This is a genomic window from Winogradskyella tangerina (assembly GCF_003260205.1).
Classification (GTDB): domain Bacteria; phylum Bacteroidota; class Bacteroidia; order Flavobacteriales; family Flavobacteriaceae; genus Winogradskyella; species Winogradskyella tangerina.
On the sequence record NZ_QERF01000011.1, the window covers coordinates 36950 to 57234 of the forward strand.

17 protein-coding genes are annotated in these 20285 nt (G+C 36.4%); 11 read left to right on the top strand and 6 right to left on the bottom strand.

Translation table 11 applies throughout. From position 1 onward, the window contains the following. Nucleotides 1–10: 10 nt before the first annotated feature. Both DDY94_RS15125 and DDY94_RS15130 read left to right on the top strand, forming a co-directional pair. Nucleotides 11–1234: an acyloxyacyl hydrolase gene (locus DDY94_RS15125; RefSeq protein ID WP_111685447.1), complete on the top strand. Its 1224-nt coding sequence runs from the start codon at nucleotides 11–13 to the stop codon at nucleotides 1232–1234. An 11-nt stretch (nucleotides 1235–1245) separates the two neighbouring features. Continuing rightward, entirely contained in the window at nucleotides 1246–1791 is a 546-nt protein-coding gene (locus DDY94_RS15130) for a YfiT family bacillithiol transferase (protein WP_111685448.1), read from the top strand. A gap of 30 nt (nucleotides 1792–1821) precedes the next feature. On the opposite strand, the gene DDY94_RS15135 is transcribed toward DDY94_RS15130, so the two are convergent. Both DDY94_RS15135 and argS read right to left on the bottom strand, forming a co-directional pair. Next, nucleotides 1822–3099, bottom strand: coding sequence for a carboxypeptidase-like regulatory domain-containing protein (locus DDY94_RS15135; RefSeq protein ID WP_111685449.1), 1278 nt, complete (start codon nucleotides 3097–3099; stop codon nucleotides 1822–1824). A gap of 90 nt (nucleotides 3100–3189) precedes the next feature. Continuing rightward, nucleotides 3190–4971: an arginine--tRNA ligase gene (gene argS / locus DDY94_RS15140; protein ID WP_111685450.1), complete on the bottom strand. Its 1782-nt coding sequence runs from the start codon at nucleotides 4969–4971 to the stop codon at nucleotides 3190–3192. 116 nt (nucleotides 4972–5087) lie between these two features. Here argS and DDY94_RS15145 point away from each other — a divergent pair, with 116 nt between their 5' ends. The 4 genes from DDY94_RS15145 (at nucleotide 5088) to DDY94_RS15160 (ending at nucleotide 9667) form a co-directional block, all read left to right on the top strand. Next, nucleotides 5088–5465, top strand: a complete 378-nt coding sequence (locus tag DDY94_RS15145; protein ID WP_111685451.1) for a bleomycin resistance protein — start codon at nucleotides 5088–5090, stop codon at nucleotides 5463–5465. 35 nt (nucleotides 5466–5500) lie between these two features. After that, a complete protein-coding gene (locus DDY94_RS15150) occupies nucleotides 5501–6616 on the top strand; it encodes a glycoside hydrolase family 53 protein (protein ID WP_111685452.1) in 1116 nt (371 codons plus the stop codon). Nucleotides 6617–6945: 329 nt separating this feature from the next. After that, the gene (locus tag DDY94_RS15155; RefSeq protein ID WP_111685453.1) at nucleotides 6946–8994 is read left to right on the top strand and encodes a tetratricopeptide repeat-containing sensor histidine kinase; all 2049 of its coding nucleotides are present in this window, start codon (nucleotides 6946–6948) and stop codon (nucleotides 8992–8994) included. 37 nt (nucleotides 8995–9031) lie between these two features. Further along, nucleotides 9032–9667 carry a chromophore lyase CpcT/CpeT gene (locus DDY94_RS15160; RefSeq protein WP_111685454.1) on the top strand — a complete coding sequence of 212 codons (636 nt, stop codon included), beginning with the start codon at nucleotides 9032–9034 and terminating at the stop codon, nucleotides 9665–9667. On the opposite strand, the gene ctlX is transcribed toward DDY94_RS15160, so the two are convergent. Then, entirely contained in the window at nucleotides 9664–10596 is a 933-nt protein-coding gene (ctlX, locus tag DDY94_RS15165; protein WP_111685455.1) for a citrulline utilization hydrolase CtlX, read from the bottom strand. The genes DDY94_RS15160 and ctlX overlap by 4 nt on opposite strands. Nucleotides 10597–10708: 112 nt before the next feature. On the opposite strand from ctlX, the gene DDY94_RS15170 reads away from it, so the two are divergent. After that, nucleotides 10709–12460: a M14 family metallopeptidase gene (locus DDY94_RS15170; protein ID WP_111685456.1), complete on the top strand. Its 1752-nt coding sequence runs from the start codon at nucleotides 10709–10711 to the stop codon at nucleotides 12458–12460. Between the two features lie 61 nt (nucleotides 12461–12521). On the opposite strand, the gene DDY94_RS15175 is transcribed toward DDY94_RS15170, so the two are convergent. Both DDY94_RS15175 and DDY94_RS15180 read right to left on the bottom strand, forming a co-directional pair. Continuing rightward, the gene (locus DDY94_RS15175) at nucleotides 12522–15170 is read right to left on the bottom strand and encodes a T9SS type A sorting domain-containing protein (protein ID WP_111685457.1); all 2649 of its coding nucleotides are present in this window, start codon (nucleotides 15168–15170) and stop codon (nucleotides 12522–12524) included. Between the two features lie 125 nt (nucleotides 15171–15295). Then, nucleotides 15296–15877, bottom strand: coding sequence for an NUDIX hydrolase (locus DDY94_RS15180; protein WP_111685458.1), 582 nt, complete (start codon nucleotides 15875–15877; stop codon nucleotides 15296–15298). A 102-nt stretch (nucleotides 15878–15979) separates the two neighbouring features. On the opposite strand from DDY94_RS15180, the gene pyrE reads away from it, so the two are divergent. Both pyrE and DDY94_RS15190 read left to right on the top strand, forming a co-directional pair. Next, nucleotides 15980–16624 carry an orotate phosphoribosyltransferase gene (gene pyrE / locus DDY94_RS15185; RefSeq protein ID WP_111685459.1) on the top strand — a complete coding sequence of 215 codons (645 nt, stop codon included), beginning with the start codon at nucleotides 15980–15982 and terminating at the stop codon, nucleotides 16622–16624. 25 nt (nucleotides 16625–16649) lie between these two features. Then, nucleotides 16650–17045 carry an SRPBCC family protein gene (locus DDY94_RS15190; RefSeq protein ID WP_111685460.1) on the top strand — a complete coding sequence of 132 codons (396 nt, stop codon included), beginning with the start codon at nucleotides 16650–16652 and terminating at the stop codon, nucleotides 17043–17045. Here the strand turns inward: DDY94_RS15190 and DDY94_RS15195 are convergent. Further along, entirely contained in the window at nucleotides 17042–17773 is a 732-nt protein-coding gene (locus DDY94_RS15195; RefSeq protein WP_111685461.1) for a biotin--[acetyl-CoA-carboxylase] ligase, read from the bottom strand. The genes DDY94_RS15190 and DDY94_RS15195 overlap by 4 nt on opposite strands. A 92-nt stretch (nucleotides 17774–17865) precedes the next feature. Between DDY94_RS15195 and rsfS the strand changes: the two genes are divergently transcribed. Together rsfS and ftsH are read left to right on the top strand one after the other, a co-directional pair. Beyond that, the gene (gene rsfS / locus DDY94_RS15200; RefSeq protein ID WP_111685462.1) at nucleotides 17866–18237 is read left to right on the top strand and encodes a ribosome silencing factor; all 372 of its coding nucleotides are present in this window, start codon (nucleotides 17866–17868) and stop codon (nucleotides 18235–18237) included. A 17-nt stretch (nucleotides 18238–18254) separates the two neighbouring features. Beyond that, entirely contained in the window at nucleotides 18255–20252 is a 1998-nt protein-coding gene (gene ftsH / locus DDY94_RS15205) for an ATP-dependent zinc metalloprotease FtsH (protein ID WP_111685463.1), read from the top strand. Nucleotides 20253–20285: the final 33 nt, after the last annotated feature.

Here is a 20285-nt window from a genome sequence, read left to right on the forward strand (position 1 = left end):
TGTGCTCGTTATGCATTTTAGTCATTTAACGGGTCAAGACAAGGACAAGACAGACAAATCCCCATATTTTATTATACCTGAATTACAAATTGGTAAAACAATTCCGGCTAACACGGACTTCCCAGATACCGATTTTCAAAAGAGCGCATTTCTCAGTGTTGGGACTTATAATTTTTCAGAAGATAAAGAATGGGCAGCAAGATTAAATTATCCCAGAACCGGACTAACCATAGGATACACCGATTTTGGTAACAGTGACAAAGTTGGCCATGCGCTAACACTTTTGCCGTTTATTGAATTCGATATTCTAAAAAAACATATTCCTAAATTGAACCTGCAAGTTGGTGTGGGTACAGCATATGTGAACAAGCAATTCGACTCAATCACCAATCCTCTCAATAGAGCCATCACGACTAAATTCAGTTGGGCATTTCGTTCATTTTTATATTATGATGTGCTGAATACTGAGAATGTTACCTGGCGATTTGGATTGGGTTATTTACACCAATCTAACGGACATACCAGATTACCAAACCAGGGTCTTAATTCCTTAGCTGCAAGTATTTCAGCGCGGTTCGATCGCCGAAAAGAGCAAATCGAAACACCGACATTTCATAATTTTAAATCTAAATCTCAAAGCTATTTTTCAGCACGATTTGGAATTGGGCAAAATGTACTTTCAGAGGTGTTTAATGATAAAAAAGAAGTCTATTCCTTTGCTGCCGATTATGGTAAGATCATTAACAACACCTTTAAATTTGGTGTTGGTTTTTACTACCGTTTTTACGAACATTATTACGACTATATAAAAAACAATGAAGCTTTAGTTGAAGAGCAATATCCTGTTTTTAGAGATAATCCTTTTGGATATGCAACCAACTTTGGGCTTTTTGTGACTTCGGAATTGTTACTAAGTCATTTTGGTTTTGAATTTGATCTTGGCGTAAATATTTATAAACCTTTCTATAAGATCGATTGGCAGCTCAATGAAGGCTATTCTTATGTAAATCCAGACAACAATACTATTACTGTTTTAGGTGAATTAGATTGGTATTACGAAATAAAACGAACCATATCTACACGAATGGGTCTGAAATATTACCTCTGGAATACAAAAAATTCACCCAAACATAATATCTTTATAGGTGCACATATTAATGCCAATTTAGGACAGGCAGATTTTACAGACCTGAGTTTAGGCTACGTTTATAGATTTAATTACAGAACCAAGTAAATGAGCCCACTATGACAGAAAAAGAATTTTACAAACTGCGGTTTCCGGTCGGTGAATTTACTAAACCCGACAAAATTACCGCTGATCATCTCAATGAATGGATCTCTTCTATAGAATCATTACCTGCCCGAATAGAATCGATTACAAAAGATCTTACAGACGATCAGCTCAAATATAAATATCGCCCTAATGGTTGGACCATAAAACAGGTGGTTCATCACTGTGCGGATAGCCACATGAATAGCATCATTAGATTTAAACTGGCACTCACGGAAAAAACACCAACTATTAGACCTTATTATGAAGATCGTTTTGCGAAATTAATTGACTACGCTGACTCCATTGAGTCATCAATAGCGATTCTTAAAGGCGTTCACCACAAACTTGGCACATTGCTTAAAAGTTTTGATTCTGATGAATTAAAAAGAGAGTTTGTACACCCAGAACACGGGCAGCGATTTTCTCTAGAAGAAACCATCGGAATATACGCATGGCATAGCAATCACCACTATGCACATATTGAACAAGCATTAGAATATAAGGATACTTTTCAGTAGAATTCTGTAATAATAATTGATTCTAATTCCTTATGGGTTACTTTCTTTTCGCTTTTGCTTTTCGATACTTTTCCTGATCTTTTCAATTGCAGATTCTATAGATTTATCAGGTTCAATAACATTGAATTCACCCCAGAAATCTGGATCTGAAAATCCAGAGATTTTATCAGCTATAATTATGGTCGGTTTTAAGCGATTCTTCAGATTGATATCAATGTCATCTGTACGAGGTTCCCAATCGGTAACTGCCATTTCGCTTGCTAAAGAATATACTTTATTAAAAAGTTGTCGCTTCTTTTTCACCTTAAACCTTAAGTACAAGCTAGAATAGTTATAATACCACTTACCATCTTTTACTTTATAGTCTACTTTATAATTGGCCTCAAGCGGATAAACGACTACGCTTCTAGGCTTCTTCTTCACTAATAAATTCCTAGTTCTAGATTTATTACTTAGATCTAAAGAATAGTCTGCACTAACCAAAGCCAATGCTTGCGGATCAATAAAAAGCTGACCCGTATAATTGAGATTTAAACTATTGTTTTTTGGTTTGAAATTCACAACATAAACATTTCTTCCATTTATGGTGGTTGATGGCCCAAAAGTAAAGGCGTAACTATTCAAGGCTACGTCGGTAAATATATATTCAGGATACTTCATAATATCCAGGTGAATGGTTGAAAACGGTCCTCCCTGTAACTTCACAGACACCGTATCTAAACGTTTGTAATCTGTACTTTTTCTGGCTTTGTTTAACAATATCGCATCACGTTTTGAAGATGATAAGGGTTGCTTCAAAATATTAACTACTGCTTCTGTTAACGATACGTTTCTATTTCTCCGTTTTATAGTTTCTCTGTAAAATGCCGTCATGTAAAGTGGTGCTTTAAGTACATTTTTGTTTTTGTCCTTAAATACCATCCGGACTAAATTTTCGGCATCTTTAAAGGCTGAAATATTAACAGGTTGCAGTTGGGTAGCGGCTGCACGCAATTCAATTTTTATGTTATTAACCGACAGATCAGAAATCTCAACAACCTTAGTTTCGTAGCCGAGGAATGAAATAATCAATCGAGAATTTGAATAATTTGCGGGCACTTTAAGTACAAATTCCCCATCTGAATTTGAAATCGTTCCGATATTAGAACCTTCAATACTTAAACTTGCTGATTCGATTACTTTTTTTGTCTGACCATCAATTACTTTTCCTGAATACTCGGTAAAATTAACTTGTGCAGTTAACGAAAAACCAAGTAGCATGAAGATATACACCACAAAGTCTAATCGCGTAAATCGTATAGTTTTCATAGGACAACTATTTAGAATTAAGTCCTCTCTAATTTACGGAAAAACAAGATTTTAAGAATGAAAGAAATGTTAAATAGTCATTTAGACCTATTACATACGCTCTGGCACATCAATACCTAAAACACTGAATGCATTTTTTATGGTCTGACCAACAGTTTGAGAAAGCTGTACTCTAAAGATCTTTTCATCATTATTATCTGCCCCAAGAATTGACACATTCTGATAGAATGAATTAAAATCCTTTACCAGATCGTAAGTATAGTTTGCCACTAATGCCGGACTGTGTTGATCTGCTGCATTTTGAATAACCTCTGGAAATTGTTCGAGTTGCTTCAACAGTTGTTTTTCTTTCTCATGAAGTGTTAATCCTGAAGCATTAAAAGTTGCACTGTTTTCAATTTCAGATTTTCTTAATATGGATTGAATTCTCGCATAAGTATATTGAATGAAAGGTCCTGTATTACCTTGAAAATCAATAGATTCTTTTGGATCGAATAAAATACGTTTTTTAGGGTCGACCTTCAATATGAAATATTTTAGAGCGCCTAATCCAATGGTTTTATAAAGGGCTTTTTTATCCGCTTCTGAGTAATCATCAAGCTTTCCTAATTCCTTTGAAATCTCCTCAGCTGTGTCTGCCATTTCCTGAATAAGGTCATCAGCATCAACAACGGTTCCTTCTCTACTCTTCATTTTTCCACTCGGTAAATCTACCATACCGTAACTCAAATGGTAAAGATTATCTGCCCAATCGAATCCTAATTTCTTCAGAATTAAAAACAAGACTTTGAAATGATAATCTTGCTCGTTTCCTACGGTATACACCATTCCACCAACATCGGGATAATCTTTAATTCGCTGAATGGCCGTTCCGATATCTTGTGTCATGTAAACGGCTGTTCCGTCAGAACGCAACACAATTTTTTCATCGAGTCCGTCGTCAGTGAGGTCGCACCAAACAGAACCATCATCTTTCTTGTAAAAAACACCTGTTTTTAGACCTTCAGCAATAAATTCTTTACCAAGTAAGTACGTCTTACTTTCGTAGTAATACTCATCAAAATCAACACCGATGGCTTTATAGGTTTCTTCAAAACCATCGTACACCCAACCGTTCATTTTCTCCCAAAGTGCAACGACCTCAGCATCACCTGCCTCCCATTGTCTAAGCATTTCCTGTGCTTCTAATAAGATCGTTGCATTCTTTTTGGCATCATCTTCCGACTGACCATTGGCTACTAATTCTGAAATTTCCGCCTTGTAAGCCTTATCAAATTCAACATAATAATTTCCAACGAGTTTATCGCCTTTCAAACCAGAAGAATCAGGTGTTTCACCATTACCAAATCGCTGCCAAGCTAGCATACTTTTACAGATATGAATACCTCTATCGTTAATGATCTGTGTTTTGTAAACTGGTCTTCCCGAAGCCTTTAGGATCTCTGCCACAGAGTAGCCTAAGAGTACATTACGAACATGCCCTAAGTGCAAAGGTTTATTAGTATTAGGTGAAGAATATTCAACCATAATCGCTTTGTCAACCTTGCTTGTAGCAAAACCATACTCATGGTTTGTTTTTATGGAATTGAAAAAATCGAGGTAATAAGAATTGTCGATCTCAATGTTTAAGAAGCCTTTCACCACATTAAAATCTTTAACGAGATCAATGTTCGATTTTAAATAATCACCTATTTGCTCTCCAATAACTGCAGGATTGCCCTTAACCACACGTAACATTGGAAATACAACCACCGTTATATCACCGGCAAACTCCTTGCGTGTTGCTTGAAATTCTACCGATTCTAAATCTGATTGAAATAAGGCCTTCACAGCTGCCTTAACCTGTAATTCTAATGTTTCCTGAAGCTTCATTTCTTGGTACTACTTTGGCTTTTAAACGCCTGCAAAGATAGAAGATTTATTATTTCATTAAGGGTTTGAAGGTTTATAATTCCGTAAATTTAAAACAACAATCAATTCAGACTAAAATGGACCGTAAATCACACCTGCTCAGAGGTATTCCAGTAATGGCCTCACTGAATATTAAAAAGACCGTAGATTTTTATCAAACCAAGCTTGGGTTTGATCGCATTGGGTATTTAGATGAGAATTATGCCGTTATAGGACGTGATAATTTTGCACTTCATTTTTGGCAATGCAATAACAAGATGATTCCAGAAAATACAAGCTGTTATGTAGACGTTAAGGACATTGATACACTTTATGAAGAATTATTAGCGTTTAATGTCATTCATCCCAACGGGAAATTAGAAGATAAACCTTATGGTATGCGCGAATTTGCCATTTTAGATAACGATGGAAATTTGATTAAATTCGGACAAGAACTTGAAGAAGTACCGAGTTAGCGGTATTTTTGATAGTGCTATAAGAAAAATTGAATATGAAAGCCCTAAGACTATTGCTATTATGGTTATGCGTTGCTTGTTCCTCGAGTGATGACGCGAACACTACTGGAAATTCGAATACATTTTATAAAGGCATGGATCTGTCTTTCCAAAGTGAATTAGAAGATTATAACGTCGACTATAAAGATGCCGATGGCAACTCCGTGGAATTACTAGATTTTGTGCGTTCTAAAGGCACCAATCTGGTACGACTAAAACTATGGCATACACCACAAGATGGCGAAAATGGGTTAGAAGATGTAAAAGCATATGCCCAACGTATAAAATCTAGAAATATGGATTTTTTACTTAATTTTCACTACAGTGATTATTGGGCAGACCCAGGCACTCAAACACCTCCTGTAGCCTGGCAAAATATGAGTTTTACACAAGTACGAGCGGCCATTTATAGCTACACTAAAGATGTAGTTACCCAATTAAAAGCGCAAAACACTTTACCTGAAATTATTCAAATTGGTAACGAAACCGACAGTGGTTTTCTTTGGGATTTTGGACGAGTTTGGGGAAGTTTTAATAATAATTGGGGTAATTATGCTGAACTAGTCTCAGAGGCCATTAGAGCTGTTAGAGAAGTTGATACTCAAAATAGAGTGAAGATTATGCTTCATCATTCGAGTGTGGAAAATGCGATTTTTTTCTTCAATGAATTAGAGTCATTTAATCTCGATTTTGATATGATCGGATTATCCTACTATCCGCAGTTTCAAATTCGGGATCTCGATTTGGTTGCTTCAAAATTAAACGAACTCGCCAACACTTTCGAAAAAGATATTTTGATGGTTGAAGTGGCCTACCCTTTTACATTACAATGGAATGATAATCAGACGAATTACATCGGAAGTTTAGATCAAACTCTTATTGAATTTTCACCTACACCTGAAGGCCAAAAAGCGTACTTCGAATGGTTGGTAGAAACCATAAAAAATATTCCTGAAAATCGCGGCATTGGATTTTGTTATTGGGCACCAGATTGGGTGGCATTTGATGGCAATGAAGTGACCTCCACACAAGGGACTTCTTGGGAAAATCAATGTCTTTTTGATTTTGACCTGAAGGCTTTACCTACATTTGATGTTTTTGAAGATAACTAGTTGATGTTCAGGTATTTAAGCTAAACGTGCATTTCATCGATGAAACGGTAGTTTTTCCAAGATATTGACCGTTTGTCGATAGGACTTTTTTTTTGTGAATTTCATCCGTCACTTCATCTAATAAATCCGCATTAAATCCCAATTATTAGTGTATTTGAGCACATTATGGCATTTTTGGTAGGCTATTAAACAATGTCCCAAACATTAATGAGGCTTAATTATCGAACATTAACCACGTTGTTATTGTTTAGTGTTGACTTACTTTTGACATCCCTCTATAAAAGTTACGCACACCAAAACATAGTACTTCGTCTATCAACCGCTAAAAGATGAAGCAGTTACTGACATTAGCTGTTTGTCTTATCACTTTCATTGGTTTTTCTCAAAATGAAAGAATAGACGATCTTACAGTACAATTAGCCTATCAAAATGCTGATTCTACAAAGGTTGATATCTCGCTAATGCTCATTAACGAACTCTATGCAATTGAAGACTATAACAAGGCTCTACGCTATGTTAATCAGACTGCCAAACTTGCCGAAGACTTAAATTACACCAAGGGACTTGCTGAAAGCACCTATTTCCGAGCCTTAATTTACACAGAGCGTAACGATTACTTCAACGCCATCGACAACTACGATAAATCGAGAAAATACTTTCTACAGATAAGCGATACTTTGGGAGTCGCTAAAGTGAGTAATAGCATTGGCCTCATTGAGATTAAACGTGGTAACTATACTATTGGCCTTCAAAATTCATTGTCGGCCATTGATATTTTTGAAAAACGCGGATTGATCGACGAGCTAAGTTCGGCCTACAATAATTTAGCAGAAGCCTACTTCAAAACAAATCAAATTGATAAGGCTATCGATTTTAATTTAAAAGCACTCGATATCCGTAAACGCATTAATGATCGTAAAGGTATAATAGCATCAACTAAAAATATTGCCGATCTCTATTCGATTAGAAAAGAACATCGCAAAGCGATCGAGTATTACGAGAACGTGTTGGATATGTTAAATCCAACTTCCGACACAAAACTAAGGGGTGAAATTCTTCCAAAACTCGGTAGTGAGTATTTAGAATTCAAAGAATACGACAAAGCCTCATCGTATTTGGTAGAAGGATTAAGATACAACCGTCGGGAAAATAATCAGGAAGGGATCTTGCGAGCATTAAATGCCATCGGAAATTTAAACCTACAACGCCGTAAAGTTAGACTAGCAGAAATTCAGCTGAATGAAGCCTACGACATTGCACAAAAAATTGATAATAAAACAGCCTTGTTAGAAAATTACAAGCTTCATATTGCCTTAGATTCTACACGAGGTTACTTTCAGAATGCATTTTTCTGGCAGAATAAATACTACGACCTCAAAGAAGAGCTTTCAAAGATTGAATCTCCAACTTTCCCGGATGACGTTGAACCTATAGACATCTATGATAATCCGATCGAAAAGGAAATAGATAATTTTGAAGACGATAATAAAACGAAGCAATCGTGGGTAAATAACCCACTTGTGGTTTATGGTGCACTTGCAGCGGCGTTAATTCTATTGACGCTTCTAATATTTAACTATTTGAAAAGCAAAAGGTATCAGGAAATAATCACTGAACAAAAAGATAAATTGGCTCAAGAGAAAGTTCGAAATGAAGCCATCTTAGAACAAACCCATCATCTCGAAGAGGTAAATCAGGTTAAGGATAAATTATTCTCCATAGTTTCCCATGATCTGAAAGATTCTATTTCATCCATAAAAGCCTTTTTAGATCTTTTGAAGGAGGATAGCATTTCAAAAGAAGAGTTTAGAGAACTTATTCCTGAATTGAGTGAAAATGCAAATAATGCATCTTCGCTCCTTTTCAATTTATTGAACTGGTCTAAATCACAAATGCAGAGTTTAGAGCCTAAACCAGAGCTATTCAATATTCAGGAAGTATTCCATACTAAAATGGCATTGGTAGAGCAAAAAGTTGAAGACAAACGCATTGTATTAATGGACGAATCTCAGCGCGATTTTGTCTATGCCGATAAGAGCATGATTGAAATCGTGATTCAGAATTTAATAACTAACGCTGTTAAGTTTAGCCGAACCGGTGATGTAATTACAGTGTCGAATCAGGATGTTGATGGCAAAGCCTTGATCTGTGTTGAAGATACTGGCGTTGGTATTTCAAGAGAAAATATCGATAAGCTATTTAATGCGAATAAAAACTTTACTACCGTTGGAACCAAAAATGAAAAAGGTACTGGACTCGGTTTAACCATTGCCAAGGATCTTGTTGAATTGAATGACGGTAGAATTTGGGTTGAAAGTACAGTTAATGTTGGTAGTAAATTCTTTATTGAACTTCCGAAGGCTGTGCCAAATTCTTAATTAAATTATCTATATTTAAGTCTCAAAATATAGATACATGAAGCGCTATTTACCCTTACTTTTAGTACTACTTTTAGTTTTTAATTGTAAAAATGACACTAAACCAGATACTGTTGAATCTACGGAAGATACGGAGTTAAAGCAACTCTATGCGCTAATGCAAGGGTCTTTTAATTCTGAAGTACAATCTCAGGTAGATTCTACCTATTGGAATATCTCACTACACATGTATCCGATTTGGGAAGATCAAGGTCATTTTCTATATGTAGAACAAGCCATGAATAATAAGCAAAACAAGCCCTATCGCCAACGAATTTATGAGCTCACTAGATTATCGGATAGTACATTCAGTTCGGCTGTTTATACCTTAGATGTTGATTCGCTATGGATCGGTAAGTGGAAAAACCCAAAGGCCTTTGATTCTATTTCGCTGAAAGATATTGCTCTTAAGGATGGTTGTGAAGTTATCCTGAAACGCATTTCTGAGAAGCATTATATGGGTAAAACAGGAGATACAACATGTGCTAGTTCCTTATATGGAGCATCTTACGCCCGAAGCGAAGTTGAGATCTTAGAAGATAAGGTCATTTCGTGGGACCGAGGTTTCGATGCCGATGGTAATTATGTTTGGGGTGCCGAAAAGGGACCTTATATATTTAATAAACTAGATTAGGCTTTAGGTAAAAACACCTCAGCCATCATACAGCGCGCACTGCCACCACCACAAGTCTCAATAGTTTCTAAGGAGCTCGAAAGAATAGCACAATGTTTTTCAATCCGGTTTATCTGATCTTGCGTTAAGCTTTTATGCGCGGCTTCACTCATTACTAAAAAACGTTGATCATTAGAACCTCTTACTTGCAACATATTTCCCGCAAACTGATGCATTTGTGCTTCGGTAATTGTAATGATTTCTTTTTTGTCGGCTTTTAACTGTTTAACAACATTTTTACGTTCCTTTTTATCATCAATTGTATCTAGGCAGATAACAGCAAAATTTTCGGCCAAGCACATCATTACATTGGTATGATAGATCGCTAAACGCTCACCGTCTACAGTTTGATTGGCAGTAAAGATCACTGGCGTGTATTCAAAATCTTCACAAAACTCAATGAACAATTCCTCATCAGCTCTTGGTGATAACGCACAATACGCTTTTCTATTCACACGGTCTAAAGCAACACTTCCTGTACCTTCTAAAAATAACCCTTCATCTTCTGCAGAAGTATAATCTACAATGTTTTCAATTTTGAATCCTTCATCTTCCAATCGCATAAACACTTCATCGCGGCGTTCTTTCCTTCTATTTTCAGCAAACATTGGGTAGATCCCTACATCACCATTACTATGGAAACTCACCCAATTATTTGGAAAAATTGAGTCCGGTGTATCATCAAGTTCATCATCACTAACTACAACGACATTAACTCCAGCAGAACTCAATTTTTCAACGAAGGCGTCAAACTCTTTTTGAGCTTTTAGATTTATTTCAGCATTTTTAATATTGATGTCTTCTTGAAAATAATTATTGACCGCCGTTTGTTCGTTCATCCTAAAATTTACAGGACGAACCATTAAAATGGTATTTGTTGTTTGTTGCATTACTAATTCTTGAAAGTCTCGCAAAATTACTCATTTTTCTAATCTGAATTTTACGAAATTCGCAATTTTTATAAGCTAAAAGCTGTAAGTTTGAAACTCAATTACATACACTATGAAAAAATTCATAATCTTTCTATTAATCCTTTCATCTTGTTCAGAAAATTCAAACAAATCGAATGACAAATCGTCTAATTCAGACTTTATTACGACCTTCGAAAAGAGCAATGGATTAGAAACGGCAACCTATGAAGAAACAATCCATTATTATACCGACTTAGCGGATAACTATAAAGAAATTTCGATTCAAGCTATTGGAGAAACCGATTCTGGACAACCACTACACATTGTGACCCTAAATATGAATCGCTCTGGCGACGATTTTGAAGAACTTAGAAAAGATCATAGAATTTTACTAATAAATAATGGTATTCATCCAGGTGAATCAGATGGTATTGATGCCACAATGATGCTCTATAGAGACATCGTAAATGGTACTGTAGACGCTCCTAAAAATACTATTTTAGTGACCATACCAATTTATAATGTTGGTGGTAGCCTGAATAGAAATGCAGGTACCCGCACCAATCAAAACGGCCCAAAAGAATACGGCTTTAGAGGTAATGCAAGAAACTATGATCTTAATAGAGATTTTATCAAATCCGACACCAAAAACGCAAAGACTTTTGCAGAGATCTACCATTTAATACAGCCTGATGTTTTTATTGATAATCATGTAAGCAATGGCGCCGATTATCAATATACATTAACCCATTTATTCACGCAGCACAATAAATTGGGTGGTACTTTAGGTAATTATCTTCACAATGAAATGATGCCTTTACTAGAGCAAAAACTGGAGTCAAAATCTTGGGATATTACACCTTATGTGAATGTTTTTAACCGTACGCCTGATTCTGGGTTTACACAATTTATGGACTCTCCTCGCTATTCAACTGGGTATACGACATTATTCAATACGCTGGGAATGATGGTTGAAACACATATGCTTAAACCATATAAGCAACGCGTTGAAGGCACTTATGAGCTTATGAAAAGTATGATCGAAATTACCGAAGCACATGGCAGCCGAATTTCAGAATTAAGAAAAGAGCAAGACCGTTATTGGAGATCGCAAACTACATATCCAATAGGTTGGTCGGTTGATACAACCCAGACATCAACACTGAAATTTAAAGGTTTTGAAGGGCAAATGATACCAAGTGATCTTACGGGTGCACAACGATTAAAATACGATCGCTCTAAGCCATTTACCAAAGATGTTGAATACAAAAATTATTTTATACCGTCTTCAGAAGTTGAAGTCCCAAAGGCCTATATTATTCCACAAGGCTGGCATAATGTAATTGACATGTTGAAACTTAATAATGTTCAAATTTCAACCTTCGAAAAAGATACCGTATTAACCGTGGAGTCTTATAAAATTGATGATTATAAAACAAGGTCGTCAGCCTATGAAGGGCATTATCAGCATTACAACACGAAGGTAAAATCTACGGTAGAGACCTTAACATTCAGAAAGGGTGATCATCTCATTGTAACCGACCAGAAGGCTTTTCGTTATTTGCTTGAAACCCTTGAACCTGCGGCTCCAGATTCATTTTTTAACTGGAATTTCTTCGATACAATTCTTCAACAGAAAGAGGGCTTTTCACCTTATGTATGGGAAGATAAAGCCAAACAGGTTTTAAGAGCAAATCCAAAACTTCAGATTGAATATAATATTATGATCAGCTATGATGAAGACTTCGCAAACAACTGGTATGCTCAGCTAGAATGGATCCATAAAAAAAGTATGCACTACGAAAAAGCGCATTTGCAATATCCTGTTTATAGATTGAGATAAACAAAAAAGCCACCAATAATTGGTGGCTTTAAAGCCTAAGTTGTTGTCATTATTAATGCTATTAATGTACTTGAACTTTGGTCGTGAAGTTTCTAAATTCTGAGTTAAGTTGAACAATGTATGTCCCATTATTTAGATTACTCACATCTAATTGATGTGCGCCATCAGTTAAGGTTGTAATCACTCCACGTTTAAGTAATCGTCCTTGCATATCACTAATCGAATAATTGATAGTTTCATTATCCAATAGTGTTGTTTTGATATTTAACTTCGATTTTACTGGATTCGGGAATACAGTAGTCTCAGTAGTCTGCTTTATTAAGGACTCTTCAAAACTACTATAGCTGTCAAATTCCTCCATCATGTTGTTTACCATATCTACATCAGGATTAGTGCTTCCATCTGTTCTTAGGAATATATCGAAGATGTTACATAAGAAACCAGTTATCACAAGACTTACCGGACCTTTAACTTCTAATGATGCGCAAATATCACCACCTCCCTGAACTAATAAAGGAAGAATATCGAATGCCGTAGTTACTCCAAATTCTACAATACTAAGATCTAGAGTATTTGGATCATATATTAAACTATGAATTCTATAGAAACCTACATTACTGACAGTAAATTCAGGAATATCTGATACATCAAGAATAGTTAGTGTAAAAGCGTTAGTTAACACAAAAAGCTGTTGATAACCATTTGGAATGATCGGATCATTAACAAATTCTGCATATATTGTAGCATCTTCATATTTGGTGATGCATTGCACAGGATCTTCAGAATATAACTTTCCTGAGAATGCCTTACAACCTTCCTCTTCATCAACATGAATCGGCGCACCTGGTACATCTAGTGCTGCACATAAGTCGCCACCGCCTTGTACTAATAAACTGTTCACGTCAAATCCCGTGGTTACTCCTAATTGTACAACGCTTAAGTCTAAGCCTGTTGGGTATACTAAGGTATGAATGGTATAATCGCCAGCCTCTGTAACGGTGAATTCTGGTGTACCACCTACTTGCTCGATAACTAGACCTTCGCCACTTGTTAATACAAATAGTGTACTGTAACCCTCTGGTTGATTTGCATCGCCATTTGGTGTTGCAGCTATAACTGCTGATCCATTGCTAAGTGTTACACTAGTCTCTTCTGCTGTTAAAGTACCTGCATCTGGATTTGTTATATGAACTGGTGCGCCGGCAACATCTAATGAGGCACATAATTCGCCGCCGCCTTGAATTAATAAACCATTAACATCAAATCCTGTGGTGACACCTAATTGTACGATACTTAGGTCCAATCCGTTTGGATAAACTAATGTATGAATTGTGTAGTCGCCACCTCCTGTTACAGTAAACTCTGGTGATGGACCTACTTGCTGAATCACTAGGCCTTCACCTTGTGTTAGTACGAATAACGTACTGAAGCCTTCCGGTACGAAAGCATCGCCGTTTGGATGTGCTGAGATGGTTACCTCTCCTGTTGAACATACCTGAGTCGCTGTTGCTGTTAGTGTTCCTGCGTCAGCTAGGCATTCTTCTTCGCCTACATGAATCGGTGCACCTGGTACATCTAGTGCCGCACATAAGTCGCCACCGCCTTGTACTAATAAACTGTTCACGTCAAATCCCGTGGTTACTCCTAATTGTACAACGCTTAAGTCTAAGCCTGTTGGGTATACGAAGGTGTGGATGGTATAATCGCCAGCCTCTGTAACGGTGAATTCTGGTGTACCACCTACTTGCTCGATAACTAGACCTTCGCCACTTGTTAATACAAATAGTGTACTGTAACCCTCTGGTTGATTTGCATCGCCATTTGGTGTTGCAGCTATAACTGCTGATCCATTACTAAGTGTTACACTAGTCTCTTCTGCTGTTAAAGTACCTGCATCTGGATTTGTTATATGAACTGATGCGCCGGCAACATCTAATGAAGCACATAATTCGCCGCCACCTTGAATCAATAAGCTATTAACATCAAATCCTGTGGTGACACCCAATTGTACAATACTTAGGTCCAATCCGTTTGGATAAACTAATGTATGAATTGTGTAGTCGCCACCTCCTGTTACAGTAAACTCTGGTGATGGACCTACTTGCTGAATCACTAGGCCTTCACCCTGTGTTAATACGAATAACGTACTGAAGCCTTCTGGTACGAAAGCATCGCCGTTTGGATGTGCTGAGATGGTTACCTCTCCTGTTGAACATACCTGAGTCTCAGTTGCTGTTAGTGTTCCTGCGTGAGCTAGACATTCGTCAGATTCTGTAATAGTAAATATTATGATATCCCTATCACAATACCATCCTCTACCACCATCTCGAAAGTAAAGTGTTGCAGTTACTTTGAAAGTACCTGTGCCGATGTCCCAAGCGCCATTTCCGGCTGGGAAGGTATAAGGCAAAATATTTTCTACAATTTCAAAGGTTTCGCCTGAATCCATATTTTGAACCTTGTAGCGCAAACTCTGGGAATAACCATGAATTTCTGCATTAAGATAAAAATTATCCGGAAGTTCAGAGATGTCGTAAGTGCCGTTATTATCGACATGGGTTGATTCGTTACCGTTGGTAAATTCAAAACTCTCAATATTACCACAAAATCGAGATTCGTTTTGAGAAAAACCAAGCGATAAAAAACTGAAGAATAAAACAAATAGGTTGACTTTTAGATTTGGGGATTCTAGAAGTAATTTGTTTTTCATTGCTTTTGTTTAATATTTTCACAATAAAGTTAAACAAAATATAAATTGAGGGAATTCAAGCCTTTAAACTTTAAGAATTATTAACAAGAAATCGGATGAAAAGTTACTTTTTGCAGTTTAACAGTTTAAACTAAGATTTTGATATTTGCATAGCTATTTTCCAAGGCCTTTTGTGAGGCCTTATCGTCGAGCCATTTTACTTTGGTAATCCCTTCTTTTTCCTGTGGAAACAGTTTACCATCAAATTCAGTTTTCATTTCAAACCAATAGGTAATCTTTATCTTGTGCTTCCCATTTCGTTTGAAAATGTGGTAGGTCGTAGTAAGTGGTTTGGTGATCTTTAACCCATCTACACCAGTTTCCTCCTCCACTTCACGTATGGCAGTTTCTTCTATAGATTCTTTGCTTTCAACCTTCCCTTTAGGCAGATCCCATTTGCTGTTTCTATAGATAAAAAGAATTTCATTCTTGGCATTGTAAACTTTGCCTCCACCAGCTACAACATTAGGAAGTAATTTCAAGAAGAGTTTCAGAAGTTTTTCATGATTGTTATGAATTAAATGCACAGCCTGTAAATCTGTAGTTGTAAGAAGTTTGATAACTTTACCTATGTTGACCGATTTTAAAAGAAATGATTTGAAATTCGTTTCTTTTTCGACCTTGGTAGTCAAAATAATGGGCTTATCTCCAACATAAATAGTATACATGGATGGGGTCCGTTAAAACTTAACACTTGTAAAAGTATTATTTTTTGTGAAACCACTATTGAAATTAGAATTATTTTCGATTAAAATTTTTAGTTTTGCAACATGATCTTTAATAAGGAAACCGCAAAAAAAACCGCCGAAGTTCTATTGCAAATCAATGCTATTAAACTACAACCAAATGACCCATTTACTTGGGCTTCTGGATGGAAATCACCTATTTATTGTGACAACAGAATTGTACTCTCCTATCCTTTGATAAGGAACTTTATTAGAGAGTCGATGGCCAAACATATTGAAGACTACTATGGCAAACCCGATGTTATTGCTGGTGTTGCCACTGGTGCAATTGGTATTGGTGCTCTTGTGGCAGAATACCTTAACCTTCCTTTTGTTTATGTTAGACCTGAAGCTAAAAAACATGGGCGACAAAATCAGATTGAAGGTCATATTGAAAAAGGACAGTCTGTTGTTGTTATCGAAGATCTTATTAGTACCGGAAAAAGTAGTTTGAATGCTGTTAATGCACTGAAAGAAGCCGAGGTTAACATCAAAGGTATGGTTGCTATTTTCTCATATGGTTTCGAGGTTGCTGAGAAAAATTTTGAAAAAGCAGAAGTGGAACTTCACACGCTTGGTAATTACGAAAATCTTCTTGAGCAAGCTTTAGACACCAATTATATTACAGCAAAAGAACAAGACATTTTAGCACAATGGAACTCCAATCCGAGCGAATGGAACGCTAATTGATATACACTTTCAAAAACAGATATAAATGAATTTAGAATCACCAAAAGTAACCTTAGATAAATCCGCAGAAGAAACCTTCAATTTTTTATCTGACGTTAAGAATTTTGAAAGTTTAATGCCTGAAAACATTAGTAAATTCCAAGTTCTTGAAGAAGACACTTTTATTTTCGCGCTGAAAGGCATGCCAGAAATTACCCTACAGAAAAAAGAAGCGCATCCAAATAACAAAATTGTTTTGGGAGCTGCCGGCGGAAAGTTAGATTTTTCGCTAACTGGTAATATTACTGAAACCGAAGGAGGAAAAAGTGAAGTTCAGCTTGTGTTTAATGGGGAATTTAATGCCATGATGGCTATGATGATTAAAGGACCAATTAGCAAGTTTATTGAAACTTTAGCCAATAATATGACTACCGCCTTTTAGTAAAGCAAGGTTATTTCTTTCAGGTCGAAGGTTTTAAGAATATCATCTTCTAACCACAAGATGAGTTTACCAGATTCTGAAATCCCCTTTATTATTCCAGATATTTTTTCTCCATCTTCATACTGAAATGTTGAGGGTTTATCTTTCCGAAATAATAGGGCCTCATATTGAGATTTAATTCTCTCAAACGCTTTAGACTCTAGAAGGTCGAAGTAGTATTGAAGGTTTTTCAATATTTTAGATAAAACCTCATCCTTATCATAGATAATTCCTGTTAAAATGCTCAAAGAGGACGCCTTTGGTAAACCATCGAAAAATTTCTGATTAACATTCAAACCAAAGCCAATAACAGAGCCTTTAAACTGATTATTTTTAATGACATTTTCTATGAGAATACCGCAAATTTTCTGATTTGCTGACAAAATGTCGTTAGGCCATTTAATTGACAATTTTGGAATTTTAAAAGCCTTCAGTGTTTTATGTATTGCTAATGAGACTGCCATACTTATGTAAAACTGATCTTCAATTCTGAATACCTCAAACTTCTTAAACACACTAACGGTAAGGTTTTTACCCTTTTCAGAATCCCATTGCGTTCCCATTTGCCCACGGCCAGCCAACTGCTGTTCTGCAACGACCACAGTATAATCCTCAGGTAATGTCACCGCAGCCATTTCCTTTAAGTAGGTATTCGTGGAGTCAATGGCATCAAGTTTGATTATAAACATGTATAAGCGTTGTATTTTATGGTTTTCTTATGAGAATTAGAGCCTACAAGAACTAAAAAAATAATAACTTTGCATAAAATTAAATCAATTTAATGACGAAAGACAAAACTAGTGCAGACCAACTCATTACAACAATAATTGGTGGAATCGAAGAGGTTAAAGGGAAAGAAATTACAATTTTAGATTTAAGAGATATTGAAAATACGGTTTGTGATTATTTTATAGTTTGTGAAGGTACTTCAAACACGCAGGTTAACGCAATCGTCAACTCCATACAAAAACAAGTTAGCAAAACGACTAAGGATAAACCATGGCACATAGAAGGTACTGATAATGCCGAGTGGATATTAATGGACTATGTAAATGTCGTTGTGCATATATTTCAAAAGCATATCAGAGAATACTATGATATTGAAAGTCTTTGGGGAGACGCGAAAATGACGCAAATTGAAACAAGTTACTAAAAGAGAAAAGGCTAATAATGGCAAAAGAAAATAAAAATTTAAATAAAAAACCGAAGGTAAATCCATATTGGATATATGGAATTATCATCGCAGTGTTCCTTTCTATTCAGTTGTTTTCTGGTGGTTTTGGAGGGTCAACAGGCACACAAACGACGCCATCACAATTTCTAGAATATTTAGACAGAGGCGATGTTGCAAAGGTTGAAATTGTAAACAAACGTGAAGCTAGGGTTTACCTCACCAAAGAAGCACAAGAGCAAGAAATTCATAAAAAATCGAAACCAAAATCGATTCTTCCTTCAGTTACACCAGTTCCAAATTATAAATTTGAATTTGGTGACCTTCAAAATTTTGAAAAGGATATCCGTCAAAGTATTGAGGAAAACAATCTTACAACTGAGGTTAAATACGAAACCGAACAAAATGTATGGGGTGATTTCCTATTAACACTTCTTCCATTTGTGTTGATCATTGGCGTATGGATTTTTATCATGAGACGCATGTCGTCTGGAGCTGGCGGTGGCGCTGGCGGGCAAATATTCAATATTGGAAAATCCAAGGCTAAACTATTTGATGAAAAATCAGATACTAAGACATCGTTTAAAGATGTGGCCGGATTAGAGGGTGCAAAAGAGGAAGTTCAAGAAATTGTTGACTTCTTGAAATTCCCAGAAAAATATACTGCATTAGGTGGTAAAATTCCGAAAGGCGCCCTACTTGTAGGACCTCCGGGAACAGGTAAAACCTTATTGGCTAAAGCTGTAGCAGGTGAAGCAAAAGTACCGTTCTTCTCACTTTCAGGATCAGATTTCGTAGAAATGTTTGTGGGTGTTGGTGCTTCAAGAGTTAGAGACTTGTTTAAACAAGCGAAAGAAAAATCACCTTCAATCATATTCATCGATGAGATCGATGCTATTGGTAGAGCTAGAGGAAAGAATAATTTTTCTGGATCTAACGACGAAAGAGAGAATACCTTAAATCAGCTTCTGACAGAAATGGACGGTTTTGGTACAAATACAAATGTTATTGTACTTGCCGCTACCAACAGAGCTGATGTATTAGATAACGCTTTAATGCGTGCTGGTCGATTTGACAGACAGATCTACGTGGATCTTCCTGATGTGCGTGAACGTAAGGAGATTTTTGAAGTACATCTTCGTCCGTTGAAAAAAGACGAAAAACTTGATGTTGATTTCTTAGCAAAACAAACACCAGGATTTTCAGGAGCAGATATTGCTAATGTTTGTAATGAAGCCGCTTTAATTGCCGCAAGAAAAGGAAAGAAAGCTGTTAACAAACAAGATTTCTTAGATGCAGTAGATAGAATTATTGGTGGTTTAGAGAAGAAAAATAAAATCATTACTCCTGAAGAAAAACGTGCTGTAGCATTCCACGAGGCTGGACATGCAACTGTTAGCTGGATGCTTGAGCACGCCGCTCCATTAGTGAAGGTAACTATTGTACCTCGAGGGCGTTCGCTTGGTGCCGCTTGGTATTTGCCAGAAGAGCGCCTTATTGTAAGACCAGAGCAAATGCTAGATGAAATGTGTGCAGCTCTAGGTGGTCGTGCAGCTGAGCAAGTGATCTTTGGGAAAATTTCAACAGGTGCACTTAGTGATTTAGAAAAAGTAACAAAGCAAGCAAGAGCAATGGTAACCATTTATGGTCTTAGTGATAAAGTTGGTAACCTTACCTACTATGATTCTTCCGGACAATCAGAATATGGATTCACAAAACCATATAGTGAAGAAACCGCCGTTCTTATAGATAAAGAAATTTCGGATATTATTGAGGAGCAATATGATCGTGCCGTTAAATTACTTGAAGAGAATAAAGATAAACTTACCGAGCTAGCTGAAGTATTGTTAGATAAGGAAGTGATCTTTAAAGACAATCTTGAAAAGATTTTCGGTGAACGAACATTTGGCAAACAAGAAGTCACTGAAACTGCGGAAACTACGGAAGCAACTGAAGCACCAGAAACTACCGGAGACGCCGTAATAGAGGAAGAATAAACCATACGATATTCATATAAAAAACTTAAATTG

What these genes read in the sequence shown, in the direction of transcription:
- DDY94_RS15190 (WP_111685460.1), top strand. Translation starts at nt 16,650, where the DNA reads ATGAATTTAGAATCACCAAAAGTAACCTTAGATAAATCCGCAGAAGAA.
- argS (WP_111685450.1), bottom strand. Translation starts at nt 4,971, where the DNA reads ATGAAGCTTCAGGAAACATTAGAATTACAGGTTAAGGCAGCTGTGAAG.
- DDY94_RS15125 (WP_111685447.1), top strand. Translation starts at nt 11, where the DNA reads ATGCATTTTAGTCATTTAACGGGTCAAGACAAGGACAAGACAGACAAA.
- DDY94_RS15155 (WP_111685453.1), top strand. Translation starts at nt 6,946, where the DNA reads ATGAAGCAGTTACTGACATTAGCTGTTTGTCTTATCACTTTCATTGGT.
- ftsH (WP_111685463.1), top strand. Translation starts at nt 18,255, where the DNA reads ATGGCAAAAGAAAATAAAAATTTAAATAAAAAACCGAAGGTAAATCCA.
- ctlX (WP_111685455.1), bottom strand. Translation starts at nt 10,596, where the DNA reads ATGCAACAAACAACAAATACCATTTTAATGGTTCGTCCTGTAAATTTT.
- DDY94_RS15175 (WP_111685457.1), bottom strand. Translation starts at nt 15,170, where the DNA reads ATGAAAAACAAATTACTTCTAGAATCCCCAAATCTAAAAGTCAACCTA.
- DDY94_RS15160 (WP_111685454.1), top strand. Translation starts at nt 9,032, where the DNA reads ATGAAGCGCTATTTACCCTTACTTTTAGTACTACTTTTAGTTTTTAAT.
- DDY94_RS15145 (WP_111685451.1), top strand. Translation starts at nt 5,088, where the DNA reads ATGGACCGTAAATCACACCTGCTCAGAGGTATTCCAGTAATGGCCTCA.
- DDY94_RS15180 (WP_111685458.1), bottom strand. Translation starts at nt 15,877, where the DNA reads ATGTATACTATTTATGTTGGAGATAAGCCCATTATTTTGACTACCAAG.
- DDY94_RS15195 (WP_111685461.1), bottom strand. Translation starts at nt 17,773, where the DNA reads ATGTTTATAATCAAACTTGATGCCATTGACTCCACGAATACCTACTTA.
- DDY94_RS15170 (WP_111685456.1), top strand. Translation starts at nt 10,709, where the DNA reads ATGAAAAAATTCATAATCTTTCTATTAATCCTTTCATCTTGTTCAGAA.
- DDY94_RS15135 (WP_111685449.1), bottom strand. Translation starts at nt 3,099, where the DNA reads ATGAAAACTATACGATTTACGCGATTAGACTTTGTGGTGTATATCTTC.
- pyrE (WP_111685459.1), top strand. Translation starts at nt 15,980, where the DNA reads ATGATCTTTAATAAGGAAACCGCAAAAAAAACCGCCGAAGTTCTATTG.
- DDY94_RS15150 (WP_111685452.1), top strand. Translation starts at nt 5,501, where the DNA reads ATGAAAGCCCTAAGACTATTGCTATTATGGTTATGCGTTGCTTGTTCC.
- DDY94_RS15130 (WP_111685448.1), top strand. Translation starts at nt 1,246, where the DNA reads ATGACAGAAAAAGAATTTTACAAACTGCGGTTTCCGGTCGGTGAATTT.
- rsfS (WP_111685462.1), top strand. Translation starts at nt 17,866, where the DNA reads ATGACGAAAGACAAAACTAGTGCAGACCAACTCATTACAACAATAATT.